Origin of the sequence: Actinomadura physcomitrii (assembly GCF_008923205.2) — a bacterium.
Classification (GTDB): Bacteria; Actinomycetota; Actinomycetes; order Streptosporangiales; family Streptosporangiaceae; genus Spirillospora; species Spirillospora physcomitrii.
Genome location: NZ_WBMS02000001.1, coordinates 185,347 through 199,963 on the forward strand (window position 1 = coordinate 185,347; position 14,617 = coordinate 199,963).

Consider the following 14,617-nt stretch of genomic DNA (forward strand, 5'->3'; position numbering starts at 1 on the left):
CGTGCCGTTCCGGCTGTCACGAGGGGTGCTGTACCGGGGGTCAGGCCGGCCCGGCCTTGTAGCCGACGCCGCGCACGGTGACGACGATCTCGGGCCGCTCGGGGTCCTTCTCGATCTTGGCGCGGAGCCGCTGGACGTGGACGTTCACCAGGCGGGTGTCGGCGGCGTGCCGGTACCCCCAGACCTGCTCCAGCAGGACCTCGCGGGTGAACACCTGGCGGGGCTTGCGGGCCAGGGCCACGAGCAGGTCGAACTCCAGCGGGGTCAGCGGGATGTGCCGGTCGGCGCGCTTCACCGAGTGCCCGGCGACGTCGATGGTGATGTCGCCGATCTGCAGGGTCTCGGGGGCGGGCTCGTCGGTGCGGCGCAGGCGCGCGCGCACACGGGCGACCAGTTCCTTGGGCTTGAACGGCTTGACGATGTAGTCGTCGGCGCCCGATTCGAGGCCGAGGACGACGTCGACGGTGTCGCTCTTGGCGGTCAGCATGACGATCGGCACGCCGGACTCGGCGCGGATCTGCCGGCAGACGTCGATGCCGTCGGCGCCCGGCAGCATCAGATCCAGCAGCACCAGGTCGGGCCGGGTCTCCCGGAACGCCTCGAGCGCCTTGTCGCCGTCGTGCACGAACGACGGCTCGAAGCCCTCGCCCCTCAGCACGATGCCGAGCATCTCGGCGAGCGCGAGGTCGTCGTCGACGACCAGTACACGTCCTCTCATGGCCCTCATCGTCACAAAGTCGGGGTTCGGTGGAGTGGGGTGAGACGCTCCGGCCCCACCTCGCCAGGGAGAGATATGCCTTGGCGTGCAAGGTTACCTGCGTTTGCCTCGTACATGACTCCTCCAGGCGTCCGGTGGCCGCCCCCTTGACGCGCGCCAGGGCGCGGCATGGCGGGAGGCCCGCCTTATGCGCGCCTTATGCGTCACCCCATACAAGGGCGGGATTGTAAACGGGACTCCCGATGCACATGCCAGGTTGTCCGGGATCGGAAGCTTTCGTCCCTGTGCGCGCCCGTCAAGGCGCAGATCGTCATCGATCGGGCCCGTGTCGGCATATGCGGCGGCTCGCCCGTGACAGGATGACCTGACCGGCGGCCCGGGGCCCCCATGGCCCTCCACGCTGGGACACCCCGAACACCCCCCGCCGAAGACCGCAGGGAGCCGACATGCCGGGACCGGACGGCTGGGACGACGACGCGGACGCCGACGTCCCGTTCCGCCCCATGTCCATCTCGGAGATGCTGGACGGGGCGATCGCCGGCATCCGGCGCCGCCCGCGCACCGCCCTCGGCACCGCGCTGGCGTTCAGCGCGGTGATCCAGGTGGCGAGTTCCGTCGCCGCGTACTTCTTCATCGGCGACGAGGCCCGCGACGAGGTCACGCCGGGGTTGCTGCTGCGGTCGTTCGGGGCGCAGATGACCCTCGCCGTCATGGGGCTGGTGCTGTCGGCCTACGGGATCCTGGTCCTGTCCGGGCTGCTCTCGCCGATCCTGGGACGAGAGCTGGTGGGCCTTCCGATCGCGCCCCGGCAGGCGTGGCGCGACACCCGGCCCCGGCTGGGACGACTCGCCGCCACGGCGGCGGTGGTGCTGGTGGTGCCGCTCGCCGCGGTGACGGTGCCGATCGTCCCGTTCATCCTCCTGGTGGCGTCCGGTGCGCACCCGGCTCTGGGGGCGGTGGCGGCGATCGTCGGATTTCCCGTCGGCATAGGGCTGATGGTGTGGTCGTACATCCTGCTGGTCCTGGCCGTACCGGCCGTGGTGCTGGAGCGTACGAGCGTCGTGGGCGCGCTGAGACGGGCCCGGGTGCTGTCCAAGGGCAGGTGGTTCCGCACCTGCGGGACGCTGCTGCTGGCGATCCTCATCACGGTGTTCATGGGCTTCTTCGCCTTGCGCATCCCGTTCCTGGTCATCCAGCTGATCTTCTTCGGGATCGGCTCGGACGGCGGCTCGACCCTGGGCGCGCTCGCTGTCGACACGGCGGGCCGGATCGTCAGCTGGGCCGTGGTGCTGCCGTTCGACGCCGGTGTCATCGCGTTGCTCTACATGGACCGCCGTATGCGCCGTGAGGGGCTCGACCTCGACCTGCGTTTGCGCGGGCGGTCCGCCGCCGCTGTGGCGGCCGCAGCCGCCAGTGAAGGCGGCAGTGGCGAAAGCGGCCGAGGTGACGTGAGCGGCGGCGCGGACGACGGCGACCGGGACGGCGAGGGCTTCATCGACCTGTGGCGGCCCCGCCCCGCAGCCGCCTGGCATGGAACCGGATCGGAAGCGGGGGCGCGCCGGTGATGCTCGACCCGATCGGCCGCGACGAGGCCCGCGACATGGCGCGCCGCGAGCTGGACAAGCAGATCTACCAGCGGGACAAGCCGTCCTGGCTGGAGCGCATGTGGGACCGCTTCTCCGAATGGCTCCAGAAGCTGTTCAGCCACGCCTCCCATCCGAACGCGCACGGCAGCGGCGGCGGATGGGTGTCCATAGCCGTCATCGTGGTCATCGCACTGGTGGTGGTCGGCCTGGTCGTGTGGCTCATGTGGGACCGCCGCAATCCGCGTTCCAGGAAGGACCCGCTGCTGGAGGACAAGCCGTCGACCGCCCTCGACCACCGGGAGGCCGCGGAACGGCTCGCCGCCCAGGGGCAGTGGGCCGAGGCCATCCGGGAGCGGCTCCGCGCCATCGCCCGCGACCTGGAGGAGCGCGCCGTGCTCGCGCCGCGCCCCGGGCGCACGGCGGACGAGCTGGCGGCGGAGGCGGGCGAGGCGGTGCCCGAGCTGGCGGACGCGCTGCGCGCCGGCGTGCGGGTCTTCGACGACGTCTGGTACGGCGACCGGCCCGGTACGGCCGAGAGGTACGCGCAGGTCAAGGACCTGGACGAGCGGCTGCGCGCGGCGCGTCCGAAGCCGCTGGAGCCCGACGGCCTCACGCCGGCGGGCGTCGGCGCCGACGATCCGGACGGAGGCCCGCGATGGTGACCCGGTCGCCGGCGCGCGCGCAGGAGGCGGGCAGCGGCACCAACGGCGGCGGAACCGGCGGCGGCGCGGGCGGCGAAGCGTCCGCCCGGCAGGTCGCCGGACGCCGCTGGCGGTCCGCGCGCGGCGTGGTGGCGGCGCTGCTGGCGATGGCGGTGATCGCGGTCATCCTGGCGGCGCTGCGCCCGTCCGGCTCTCCCGAGCGGCTCGATCCGACGTCCCCGAAGAGGGACGGCTCGCGCGCGCTCGCGGAGATCCTCAAGCAGCACGGGACGCCCGTGACGGTGGCGAGGCACGCCGATCAGGCCGTAGAGGCGTCCGGTCCCGGCACCGTCATGGTGGTGACGCGCAGCGAGCGGCTCACCCAGGACGACATCGACCGGCTGCGGGGCGCCCAGGGGGCCCTGCTTCTCGTCGAGCCGACGGCGTTCGTGCTGGAGGCCCTCGCGCCCGGCCTGGAGATCGAGGGCACCAGCTTCGCCGACGCGTCCGACCCCGAGTGCTCCCTGCAGGCCGCCACGCTCGCCGGCGCGGTGACGTTCGGCCAGTCGCAGACCTACGACGTGTCAGGCAACGCCGTCGCCTGCTACGCGGTGGACCAGGAGGCCCGCCTCGTGCAGGTGCAGGACGGTCCCAGGACCGTCACCGTGCTGGGCTCCAGTGCGCCGCTCACCAACCAGCACCTCGCGGAGGAGGGCGACGCGGCGCTGCTGATGAACCTCGCGGGGGCGCGCCAGTCCGTGGTGTGGCTGGCCCCGGACCTGCCCACCGAGGGCGCCGGCGCGGGGCAGGAGTCGCTGACCGACCTGCTCCCGTTCGGCGTCAAGCTGTTCTTCCTGGAGCTGGTCGTCGCGGTCGTCCTGGTGGCGCTGTGGCGGGGGCGGCGGCTCGGCCCCGTGGTGGCCGAGGCGCTGCCCGTGGTCGTCCGCTCCGCGGAGACGGTCGAGGGGCGCGCGCGCCTGTACCGGGCGAGCCGCGCCCGGGACCGGGCCGCGGACGCGCTGCGCTCGGGCGCGCGCGAGCGCCTCGTCCCGCTTCTCGGGCTGCCGCGCACCAGCGCGCAGGACCCCGCGGCCGCGCGGGAGATCGTCGCGGCCGTGGCCCGCCGGACCGCCCGCGACGAGGCGTACGTCGGCGCGGCCCTGTACGGTCCCGAACCCGTGGACGACGCCGGGCTGATCGCCCTCACCTCCGTCCTCGACGACCTGGAAAGGCAGGTACGCCAGTCGTGAACCACCCTGTTGACCTCGGGAAGGACGACGCGCCAGGGCCGGTGCCCGGCGACGCGCCGGCCGGCACCCCGCCGGGCGCCGTGGGCATGTCCGAGGAGGTCCGGCGGCAGGCCGAGACCGCCCGCGCGGCGCTCGCGGCCCTGCGCGGCGAGGTGGCCAAGACGGTCGTGGGCCAGGACTCGGTGGTGACCGGGCTGGTCATCGCGCTGCTGTGCCGCGGCCACGTGCTGCTGGAGGGCGTCCCCGGAACCGCCAAGACGCTGCTCATCAAGACGCTGTCGCGGGCCCTGGACCTGGACTTCAAGCGCGTCCAGTTCACTCCGGACCTGATGCCCGGCGACGTGACGGGGTCCCTGGTGTACGACAACCGGACCGCGGAGTTCGAGTTCCGCGAGGGCCCCGTCTTCACCAACCTGCTGCTCGCCGACGAGATCAACCGGACGCCGCCGAAGACGCAGGCGTCGCTGCTGGAGGCCATGGAGGAGCGGCAGGTCTCGGTGGAGGGGGCGGCCCGCGCCCTGCCGGACCCGTTCGTGGTCTGCGCGACGCAGAACCCGATCGAGTACGAGGGCACGTACCCGCTGCCGGAGGCGCAGCTCGACCGGTTCCTGGTGAAGCTCACCGTGCCCGTCCCCACGCGGGACGAGGAGATCAAGATGCTGCAGCGGCACGCCACGGGGTTCGACCCCCGCGACCTGTCGGAGGTCAAGGCCGTGGCGGGCGCCGCGGAGCTCGCGGCCGGGCGCGCCGCCGTCCGGGCGGTGCACCTGGACCCGAAGGTCGCCGCGTACGTCGTGGACCTGTGCCGCGCCACGCGCCAGTCCCCGTCGCTCCAGCTGGGCGTCTCCCCGCGCGGCGCCACCGCGCTGCTGGCCACCTCGCGCGCGTGGGCGTGGCTGTCGGGCCGCGACTACGTGACGCCGGACGACGTGAAGGCCCTGGCCCGGCCGACGCTCCGGCACCGCGTGCAGCTGCGTCCCGAGGCCGAGCTGGAGGGCGCGACCGCCGACGGGGTGCTGGAGGGCATCCTCGCCCACGTCCCCGCGCCGCGCTGATGGCGCTCACCGGACGCCTGGGGCTGCTGGCGCTGCTCGGCGCGCTCGTGCCGATCCTGCTGCCGAGCTGGTGGACGCTGCTCGCGCTGTGGGGCGTCCTGCTGCTCGGCGTCGTGGTGGACCTCGCGCTGGCCGGCAACGTGCGGGCGCTGCGGTTCCACCGGTCGGGCGACACCAACGTCCGCCTCGGTGAGACGGCCCATGTGGCGCTCATCGTGGAGAACCTCGGCCGGCGGCGGCTCAAGGCGCGGCTGCGGGACGTGTGGCCGCCCAGCGCCGCCGCAGCGCCGCGGACGGTGCGCGTGGACGTCCCGGCCGGGGAGCGCCGCCGCGTCGACATGGCGCTGACGCCGACGAGGCGCGGTGACCGCCGCGCCGTCACGGTCGTGGTCCGGTCGGTGGGGCCGCTGGGGCTGGCCGCCCGGCAGCTGTCGCGGTCCGCGCCCTGGACGGTGCGCGCGCTGCCGGCGTTCCCGTCGCGCCGCCATCTGCCCGCGAAGCTGGCGCGGCTGCGGGAGCTGACCGGGGCGCACGTCGCGCTCATCCGCGGCCAGGGGACCGAGTTCGACTCGCTGCGCGAGTACGTCGACGGCGACGACGTCCGCTCCATCGACTGGCGGGCCACCGCGCGGCGCGCGGACGTGGTGGTCCGGACGTGGCGTCCCGAGCGCGACCGCCGGATCTACCTGGTGCTGGACACCGGCCGCACGTCCGCGGGCCGGGTCGGGGACATCCCGCGCCTGGACTGCTCCATGGACGCGGCGCTCCTGCTGGGCGCCCTGGCGTCCCGGGCCGGGGACCGCGTCGACATGCTCGCCTACGACCGGCGCGTCCGTGCGCGCGTCGAGGGCGCGTCCCGGACCGACCTGCTGCCGTCGATGGTGCACGCGATGGCCCCGCTGGAGCCGGAGCTGCTGGAGTTCGACGCGGCGGGGATGGTGTCGACGCTGATGGCGCGGGTCCGCCAGCGGTGCCTGGTGGTGCTGCTGACCGAGCTGAACACCGCGGCGATCGAGGAGGGGCTGCTGCCGCTGCTGCCGCGGCTCACCGCGCGGCACCTCGTCATGATCGCCGCCGTGTCGGACCCGCGGGTCGGCGAGATGGCCGGCGGGCGCGGCGACCTCGCGGCGGTGTACGACGCGGCGGCGGCGGAGCGGGCGCGGGCCGAGCGGGGCCGGCTGACCGCCGAGCTCCGCACGCACGGGGTCGAGGTCGTGGACGCGCCGCCTCAGGACATCGCTCCGGCCCTCGCGGACGCCTACCTCGCCCTCAAGGCCGCCGGGCGGCTCTGAACGGCTCAGCGGCCTTCTCAGCGACATCTGGACGGCCATCGGAGGCCGTGAGCCCCCCGGCCGGACGGACACTCGCGCCGGTTAATGGCGGTTTCACCTGGTATGACGCGTTCAGTCGAGGGATCAGCCGGCGACCGGGGCGAGGTCGGGGCGCAGCTCCGCGTCGCCCGTCTCGCCCCGCCGGGTGGCGCGCCGGCCCAGCACGATCACGTACCCGAGGAACGCCGCCTCGGCGGCGACGCCGATCGCGATGCGCAGCCACGTGACGTGCACCCAGCCGGTGACGAAGCCCTCGATCAGCCCGGACACCAGCAGCACGCCGACGAGCCCGATCGCGATGCTGATCGCGGCGCGCCCCTCCTCGGCGAGCGCCTGCCCGCGGCGGCGGCGCCCGGGGTCCACGACCGTCCAGCCGAGCTTCAGGCCCCCCGCGCACGCGAGGTAGACCGCGGTCAGCTCCAGCAGTCCGTGCGGCAGGATCAGGCCGAAGAACACGCCGCCCTTGCCGTAGGCGAACATCAGCCCGCCGTTGATGCCGAGGTTGACCTGGTTCATCAGCAGCACGTACACGGTCGGGATGCCGAGCAGGATGCCGAAGATGAGCGCGATCGCCGACACCCACGCGTTGTTCGTCCACACCTTGAACGCGAACGACGCCGCGGAGTGCTCGGTGTAGTAGTTCGCGAAGTCGTGCTCGACGAGGTCCCGGAGCTCGTTGGGGGTGCCGATGCTCGACTGCACGTGCGGGCTGTGCACGATCCAGATCGCCAGGGCCAGCGCCAGCAGGTTGCCGATGACCGCGTTCCCCAGCCACCACCACCGCATCCGGTAGGCGGCGGCGGGGAACGACACGGTCGCGAACCTCGTGACGTCCCGCCACATCGGCGCATGGGCGCCCGCCACGGCGGCCCGTCCGCGCGCCACCAGCGATGACAGCCGCCCCACGAGCTCGGGGTCCGGGGAGCTCGACCGGACGACCGACAGGTTCGTGGCGGTCCGCTGGTACAGCTCGACCAGTTCGTCGGCCTCCGCGCCGGTCAGCCTGCGGCCGCGGTTCACAAGATGCTCGAGGCGCAGCCAGTCGGCGTTGTGCGCGGCCACATAGGCGTCGACGTCCACCCGGGGAGACTAACGCCTCGGCCGGCTAAGGCGGCAAAATGGACCGCCCCGGCATTGGAGGATCAGGACATGGCCGAACTCGTCACCGGCGAGGCCGTCGCGCTCGACATCCGGGTCGCGCGGCTGGCCAGCCGGGGCTGTGCCCTGCTGCTGGACCTGATGTTCCAGCTCATCCTGCTGAACGTCGCCGTCTACGTGACGGGCCTGACGGCCCTGGTCGCCGACGAGGCGTGGACCATCGGGCTGTCCCTGGTCGCCGTCGTCGCCGTGATGGTCGGCTACCCGTGCGCGTTCGAGACCCTCTCCAGGGGGCGGACGCTCGGGAAGATGGCCCTGCGGATCCGGGTGGTGGCCGACGACGGAGGCCCGATCAGGTTCCGGCAGGCGCTCGTGCGCGCGCTCGCCGGGTTCATCGAGTTCTGGACGCTCTACGGCGCGCCCGCCCTGATCACCTCGTTCTGCAACCGGCGCGGGAAGCGCCTCGGCGACCTGTTCGCCGGGACGATCGTCATCCAGGAGCGGATCCCGTCGTCCGGCCTCTTCGGCCCCGTCGCCGTCATGCCCCCGCAGCTCGCCTGGTGGGCGCGGTCGCTGGAGATCTCCATGCTCTCGGACGAGCTGGCGATGACGGCCCGCCAGTACCTGTCGCGGTTCTGGGAGTTGCTGCCGGAGGTCCGGGACTCTCTGGGCCAGCGCATAGCGGCCCAGGTCGTCGCCGCGATCAGCCCGCCGCCGCCTCCGGGCGTCCGCCCGGAGATCCTGCTGTCCGCCGTCCTGGCGGAACGCCGCCACCGAGAGGAGTGGCGGCTGGCACAGCGCCGGGCGCGCCGCCTGCGCCGCAGCGGGCGGACGGACTGGGCGCAGCCTCCTGCTCCCGGCGCCGTCCCTATACCCGTCCCGGCGATGGCCACGGCCGGAGCAGGCCAGCCTCCCCCGCCCGGGTGGCAGGGACCTCCTGCCGGTCCGCCGTGGAGGCCCGGCCCTTACCCGACGGGTCCTTATCCCACAGGCGCTTATCCGGCCGCCCCTTACCCGACCGGCTCGTACCCGTATCCGGCGCAGGGCGTGCCGCCAAGTGCCTACCCCAACAACGGCGTACAGCCGGGCCGGTAGCCGAACCTTCCACTGGGCCGCGCCCCATCGGAGTGCGCCGGTCAGCGGCCGACGTGGTGCGGGGTGCGGCTGCGGCCCGGCTCAGTCGAGCCCGCGGACGTCCCGCGCCGTTCGAGCCGGACGAGCGCGACCAGCGCGGCGAGCGCGAGCACCGCGACGGCCGCGGTGAACGCCACGGCGGCGCCGCGCAGCCCGAGCACCTGGGCGGCGACCCCGACGAGGATCACCGGCAGGGAGATCCCCGCGTAGGCGGTGAGGAAGAAGCTCGACACCGTCTGGGCGCGCTGCGCGGCCTGGGTGCCCGCCGTGATGGCGGCCAGCCCGGCGCGGAAGCCTAGGCTCTGCCCCAGGCCCGCCACGACGGTCCCGGTGACGAGGAGGGGAAGGGACTCGGCCAGGAGCGCGCCCGCGATGGCGGCGAGCCCGGCGATGAGCACCGCGCAGCCCGCGGGCAGGGCGATCCTCTCCGGCACTTTGGCGAACACCACCTGCCCCACGGTGGACGCGCCGAACATGGCGAACACCACGGCGCCCGCCAAGGCGCGGTCGGGGCGGTGCAGCACGTTGACGAGGATCCCCGGCGCGACCGCCGTGACGAGGCCGAAGACGGCGAACGCGGAGAACGCCGCGATGGCGGCGGGCACGAACACCGGCCGCACCTCCGCCGGCACGGCCGGGCGCTGCGCGCGCGGCCACACGAGCCGGCGGCCCCGCACCGTCTCCGGTGCGGCCAGCACCGCCACCAGCGCGAGCGCCAGCACCACGAGGTCCACCACGAACGGCAGGGCCAGCGGATGGGGCGCGTACTCGGCGAGGAGCCCGGCGAGCAGCGGGCCGCTGCCGAGCCCGAACATGTTGACGGCCGCCGCGAGCAGCGCCGCCGCGCCACGGCGCTCGGGGCGGACGAGTTCGACCAGCGTGACGGTCCCGGTGGCGGTGACGACGCCCGCGGACAGGCCGGACAGCACCCGCGCCGCGAGCAGGACCGGGACGTCCTCGGCCACCAGGTAGACCACAGCCGCGAGCATCGACACCGCGACGCCGGCGAGCATCACGCGGCGGCGGCCGAGCGCGTCCGACGACCGCCCGAACAGCAACGCGAACATAACCCCCGCGGCGTAGACGGCGAAGACGACGGTCGTGACGAGGCTGCCGAAGCCGAGATGCCGCTGGTAGATGGGGTACAGCGGCGTCGCGAGCGTGGTGCCGAGCATGACGGCCCAGAAGGCGTACGCCATGCACGCCGGGCCGATGACCCTACGCAGGTGCCGCCCCGAACCGTGCCCCCGAATCCCCATCAATCCTCTCCTTCCACCCGAATCACCCTTCCCAGTGCCACGGGGTCGAACATCTGGTCAGGCCCGCAGGTTCGGTGGTGAGTCCAGGTCGGTGAGTTCCACACCGGGAGCCGCCACAGCGATGTCACCGGCCAGATAGAGCGACTCCACCTCGCCAGTCGACAGGTCGGTGATCTGGTATTCCGAGACGGGCAGCGGCTCCGTCTCGGTCTCGTAAGGGGTCGTCCCGCACCGGCGCCACCGCCACGACACCGATAGCGCCGACAGCGACGTCCCGCTCAATCGGACGAGACGCACATCGGCCTCGGCGCCCTCGTCCAGTTCCAGGGAACGCGCCACCGCGACGAGGAATCCCGGCGAGCCCGACACGAAGCCCGACGCCCGATCCCCGTGCTCGGTGCGGTCCTCTCCGGCCGCGCGCACCCACGCCAGTTCGGACCCGGTCAGCCCGCCGCGCAGCCACCAGCCCGGGGTGACGACCTCGACGCGGATCTGCCGCCAGCGCGCGTCCACGACGAGGTCCAGCCGGACGCCGTCGTCGCGCCGGGACGTGTAGCGCCAGCCGCCGGGCCCGGGAGCGCACTGGAAGCGCTCCTCGATCCCGTCGTCGAGATGCAGGTACGCCCCGGACGGCACGGGTCAGGACCCGATGCGCCAGGAGTGCAGGTAGTCCTCCTGGTCCGGGGTGAGCAGGTCGATGGAGATGGCCATGGACGCCAGCTTGAGCCGGGCCACCTCCGTGTCGATGTCCTTGGGGACGTCGTGGACGGCCGCGGGCAGCGACGCGTGCGCAGTCGCGAGCCACGCGCACGTGAGGGCCTGGTCGGCGAAGGACATGTCCATCACCGCGGCGGGATGCCCCTCGGCGGCCGCCAGGTTGACCAGGCGCCCCTCCGCCAGCAGGACCAGGCGCCGGCCGTCGGCCAGGACGTACTCGTCCGCCTGCGGGCGCACGCCGTGGTGGACGGCGACCGCCATCTCCTCCAGGGCGCGCACGTCGATCTCGACGTCGAAATGGCCGGAGTTCGCGAGGATCGCGCCGTCCTTCATCAGCGCGAGGTGCTCGGCGTTCACCACGTCGCGGTTGCCGGTGACCGTGATGAACACGTCGCCGTCCGCCGCCGCCTCCGCCATCGGCTGCACGGCGAAGCCCTGCAGCGCCGCGTCCAGCGCCTTCACGGGGTCGATCTCCGTGATGACCACGCGGGCGCCCAGTCCCCGCGCGCGCTCGGCGAGGCCCCGACCGCAGTAGCCGAAGCCCGCGATGACCACCGTCTTGCCCGCCAGGAGCGTGTTGGTCGCGCGCACGATGCCGTCCAGCGTCGACTGCCCGGTGCCGTAGCGGTTGTCGAACATGTGCTTCGTATCGGTGTCGTTCACCGCGACCATGGGAAACCGGAGGGCGCCCTCACGGGCCATCTGGTGCAGGCGGATGACGCCCGTCGTCGTCTGCTCGCAGCCCGCCTTCACCGTGGGCAGCAGATCAGTGCGTTCTATGTGGAGCGTGTTGACGAGGTCGCAGCCGTCATCCAGCACGAGATCGGGACCGGTCTCCAGAGCCTGGTGGATGTGCGCGTAGTAGCCCTCACGGTCGATGCCCGCGCGCGCGAAGACCTCCGTGCCGTCCTCCTGCACCAGCGCGGCGGCCGTGTCGTCCTGCGTGGACAGCGGGTTCGACGACGCGAGCGCCACGCTCGCCCCGCCCGCCTGCAAGGTCCGGATCAGGCAGGCCGTCTCCGTCGTGATGTGCATGCACGCCGCGATGCGCAACCCGTCCAGCGGACGCTCCCTGGCGAACCGCTCCCGGATCTGCCGCAGCACCGGCATGCTCCGGTCGGCCCACTCGATCCGCTTGACGCCCTCGTACGCCAGCGACACATCCGCGATATCGCTCATCCGTCCCCCTCAAGGCACAAACCGCCGCACGGCCCGGGGCCGTGCGGCGGTCCGAACGCTACAGGCGATCAGTAGCGGTAGTGGTCCGGCTTGTACGGGCCCTCGACGTGGACGCCGATGTAGGCGGCCTGCTCCTTGGTGAGCGTGGTCAGCTTGACGCCGAGCGCGTCCAGGTGCAGGCGGGCGACCTTCTCGTCCAGGTGCTTCGGCAGCACGTACACGCCGACCGGGTACTCCTCGGTCTTGGTGAACAGCTCGATCTGCGCGATGACCTGGTTGGTGAACGAGTTGGACATGACGAACGACGGGTGGCCGGTGGCGCAGCCGAGGTTCATCAGCCGGCCCTCGGCCAGCACGATGATCGAGTGGCCGTCGGGGAACCGCCACTCGTGCACCTGCGGCTTGATCTCGATCTTCTCGATGCCGTCGATCCTGGCGAGGCCGGCCATGTCGATCTCGTTGTCGAAGTGGCCGATGTTGGAGACGATCGCCTGGTGCTTCATCCGGGCCATGTGGTCGGCGCGGATGATGTTGAAGTTGCCGGTCGTCGTGACGAAGATGTCGGCCTTGTCGACGATGTCGTCCAGGGTGGTGACCTGGAAGCCGTCCATCGCGGCCTGCAGCGCGCAGATCGGGTCGATCTCGGTGACCACGACGCGGGCGCCCTGGCCCTTCAGCGCCTCGGCGCAGCCCTTGCCGACGTCGCCGTAGCCGCACACCACCGCGACCTTGCCGCCGATCAGCACGTCGGTGGCGCGGTTCAGGCCGTCGATCACCGAGTGCCGGCAGCCGTACTTGTTGTCGAACTTCGACTTGGTCACCGAGTCGTTGACGTTGATCGCCGGGAAGGCGAGGGTGCCGGCCTTCGCCATCTCGTAGAGGCGGTGCACGCCGGTCGTGGTCTCCTCGGTGACGCCCTTGATCGCGGCGGCCGTCTCGGTCCAGCGGCCCGGCTTCTCGGCGATGGTGCGGCGGAGGGTGTCGAGGATGATCCCCCACTCCTCCGGGTCGTCCTCGGTCGCCTGCGGGACCGCGCCCGCCTTCTCGTACTCGGCGCCCTTGTGGACGAGCAGGGTCGCGTCGCCGCCGTCGTCCAGGATCATGTTCGGGCCGGAGCCGTCCGGCCACTGCAAGGCCTGGTCGGTGCACCACCAGTACTCTTCGAGCGTCTCGCCCTTCCAGGCGAACACCGGGACGCCCTTCGGGTCCTCGGCGGTGCCGTCCTTGCCGACGACGATCGCGGCGGCGGCGTGGTCCTGGGTGGAGAAGATGTTGCAGGACACCCAGCGGACGTCGGCGCCGAGCTCGACCAGCGTCTCGATCAGCACGGCGGTCTGGATCGTCATGTGCAGCGAGCCCATGATCTTGGCGCCGCGCAGCGGCTTGGCGGCGGAGTACTCCTCGCGCACCGCCATCAGGCCCGGCATCTCGTGCTCGGCGAGCCGGATCTCCCGCCGGCCGAAGTCCGCCAGCGACAGGTCGGCGACCTTGTAGTCCATGCTTTCGTTGCTCCTTGTCTGCTTGCTCGCAGCAGGGTCCGCCTTGCAGCAGGTCCGCCCGTGCGCGGCAGGTCCGTTGGCGCCCGCGGGCCGCGTCGTTCGTCCGCGAGGACCGGCCCCGCGGGCCGGCCGACCCGGCCGAGTCTACGGGCGGGGACGGTCCCGAGGCACGGTCGGGGGCGCATTTCTGACACAGATTTGTCAGAATCGACGGTATGCGCATCACGGAGGCCGCCCGGCGGCTCGGCACCTCGCCCCGCATGCTCCGCTACCGCGAGACGCTCGGGCTGCTGCCCGCGACCCGCGACACCGCGCCGGCCTCCCCCGGCACCGGACGGAGCGGCGGGACCGGACGCGGCGGCGGGCACCGCCGGTTCGGCGACGCGGAGCTGCGCGCCGTCGCGCTCGCGCTGGCGCTGGAGAAGCGCTACGACATCGGTCCCGCCGAGCTGGCGTTCGGGCTGCGCGTCCTCGCCGAACCGCAGGTCCAGGCGCACGTCCGCGAGCTGGGCGAACGCATCGGACGGCTGTCCGCGCCGCCCGCGCGGGCGCTCGACTTCGAGAAGGAGAAGGCGCTGCGGCTGCTGCGCCGCCGGTAGCGGCCGGCTCACGTTCCGTCGGCGGCACCCACTACCATCCCGCTGGACGGACGGGAGACGGCGCGTGAAGAACTGGCTCTACGGGGTGCTCGGCCTCGTGCTCGGCATCGGACTGTTCGCGGGCGGCCTGGCGTCGATGCCCGGCGGCACGGTGAAGTGCGGCGAGCGGGTGATGTCGCCTGGCGACACGTGCACGACGCTCCGGAACGGGCGCGCCACCAACCGGTCCTACGACGAGCAGAAGTCCAAGGACGGCCGCGAGGCGGTCATCATGATGATCGTCGGCCCGTTGCTGGCGATCGGCTGCGGCGTGCTGTTCCTCGGCCCGGCCCTCACGCGCCGCCGCAAGGGCGCGGCGTACGCGGCCGGCCCCGCCCCCGGCCACGGATACCCGGGCCCCGCCGGCCCCGGCCACGGCGGCCCGCCACCCGCATACCCGCCACCCGCATACCCGCCACCTGCGTACCCGCCCGCACCGCCCCCGCCCGGCTACCCGCCCGCACCGCCCGCCCAGCCGTACGGCCCGCCGGGCCCGTACCCGCCCGCCTGAC

At 73.0% G+C, this 14,617-nt stretch carries 14 protein-coding genes; 8 read left to right on the top strand and 6 right to left on the bottom strand.

What is annotated here, in order from left to right; genetic code table 11:
• Positions 1-40 precede the first annotated feature (40 nt).
• Entirely contained in the window at positions 41-718 is a 678-nt protein-coding gene (gene mtrA / locus F8568_RS00820; RefSeq protein WP_151538627.1) for an MtrAB system response regulator MtrA, read from the bottom strand.
• Between the two features lie 446 nt (positions 719-1,164).
• On the opposite strand from mtrA, the gene F8568_RS00825 reads away from it, so the two are divergent.
• The 5 genes from F8568_RS00825 (at position 1,165) to F8568_RS00845 (ending at position 6,542) form a co-directional block, all read left to right on the top strand.
• The gene (locus F8568_RS00825; RefSeq protein WP_160573452.1) at positions 1,165-2,283 is read left to right on the top strand and encodes a hypothetical protein; all 1,119 of its coding nucleotides are present in this window, start codon (positions 1,165-1,167) and stop codon (positions 2,281-2,283) included.
• Positions 2,283-2,966: a DUF4129 domain-containing protein gene (locus F8568_RS00830; protein ID WP_202124344.1), complete on the top strand. Its 684-nt coding sequence runs from the start codon at positions 2,283-2,285 to the stop codon at positions 2,964-2,966. Before F8568_RS00825 ends, F8568_RS00830 begins: the two co-directional genes overlap by 1 nt.
• The gene (locus F8568_RS00835; protein WP_151590125.1) at positions 2,960-4,195 is read left to right on the top strand and encodes a DUF4350 domain-containing protein; all 1,236 of its coding nucleotides are present in this window, start codon (positions 2,960-2,962) and stop codon (positions 4,193-4,195) included. The genes F8568_RS00830 and F8568_RS00835 overlap by 7 nt, the downstream gene beginning before the upstream one ends.
• An 86-nt stretch (positions 4,196-4,281) precedes the next feature.
• Positions 4,282-5,250 (top strand): AAA family ATPase, encoded by a 969-nt coding sequence (locus tag F8568_RS00840; protein WP_151590616.1) that lies wholly within the window; start codon positions 4,282-4,284, stop codon positions 5,248-5,250.
• Entirely contained in the window at positions 5,250-6,542 is a 1,293-nt protein-coding gene (locus F8568_RS00845) for a DUF58 domain-containing protein (RefSeq protein WP_151590127.1), read from the top strand. Before F8568_RS00840 ends, F8568_RS00845 begins: the two co-directional genes overlap by 1 nt.
• Before the next feature lie 123 nt (positions 6,543-6,665).
• On the opposite strand, the gene F8568_RS00850 is transcribed toward F8568_RS00845, so the two are convergent.
• Positions 6,666-7,661: a stage II sporulation protein M gene (locus tag F8568_RS00850; protein WP_151590129.1), complete on the bottom strand. Its 996-nt coding sequence runs from the start codon at positions 7,659-7,661 to the stop codon at positions 6,666-6,668.
• A gap of 69 nt (positions 7,662-7,730) precedes the next feature.
• Here F8568_RS00850 and F8568_RS00855 point away from each other — a divergent pair, with 69 nt between their 5' ends.
• On the top strand, positions 7,731-8,774 hold the full coding sequence (locus F8568_RS00855) for an RDD family protein (protein ID WP_151590130.1): 1,044 nt from the start codon (positions 7,731-7,733) through the stop codon (positions 8,772-8,774).
• Positions 8,775-8,815: 41 nt separating this feature from the next.
• On the opposite strand, the gene F8568_RS00860 is transcribed toward F8568_RS00855, so the two are convergent.
• The 4 genes from F8568_RS00860 to ahcY (F8568_RS00875) form a co-directional block, all read right to left on the bottom strand.
• Positions 8,816-10,072 carry an MFS transporter gene (locus F8568_RS00860; RefSeq protein ID WP_160573454.1) on the bottom strand — a complete coding sequence of 419 codons (1,257 nt, stop codon included), beginning with the start codon at positions 10,070-10,072 and terminating at the stop codon, positions 8,816-8,818.
• 57 nt (positions 10,073-10,129) lie between these two features.
• Positions 10,130-10,708, bottom strand: coding sequence for a hypothetical protein (locus tag F8568_RS00865; protein WP_151590132.1), 579 nt, complete (start codon positions 10,706-10,708; stop codon positions 10,130-10,132).
• 3 nt (positions 10,709-10,711) lie between these two features.
• Complete coding sequence (gene ahcY, locus F8568_RS00870; protein WP_151590134.1) at positions 10,712-11,968, bottom strand: adenosylhomocysteinase; 1,257 nt, start codon at positions 11,966-11,968, stop codon at positions 10,712-10,714.
• A gap of 68 nt (positions 11,969-12,036) precedes the next feature.
• Positions 12,037-13,467: an adenosylhomocysteinase gene (gene ahcY / locus F8568_RS00875; protein WP_151590136.1), complete on the bottom strand. Its 1,431-nt coding sequence runs from the start codon at positions 13,465-13,467 to the stop codon at positions 12,037-12,039.
• Positions 13,468-13,682: 215 nt separating this feature from the next.
• Between ahcY (F8568_RS00875) and F8568_RS00880 the strand changes: the two genes are divergently transcribed.
• Both F8568_RS00880 and F8568_RS46485 read left to right on the top strand, forming a co-directional pair.
• Positions 13,683-14,066: a MerR family transcriptional regulator gene (locus F8568_RS00880; RefSeq protein WP_151590138.1), complete on the top strand. Its 384-nt coding sequence runs from the start codon at positions 13,683-13,685 to the stop codon at positions 14,064-14,066.
• 64 nt (positions 14,067-14,130) lie between these two features.
• Positions 14,131-14,616 carry a hypothetical protein gene (locus tag F8568_RS46485; protein WP_202124345.1) on the top strand — a complete coding sequence of 162 codons (486 nt, stop codon included), beginning with the start codon at positions 14,131-14,133 and terminating at the stop codon, positions 14,614-14,616.
• The last annotated feature ends 1 nt before the right edge of the window (position 14,617 follow it).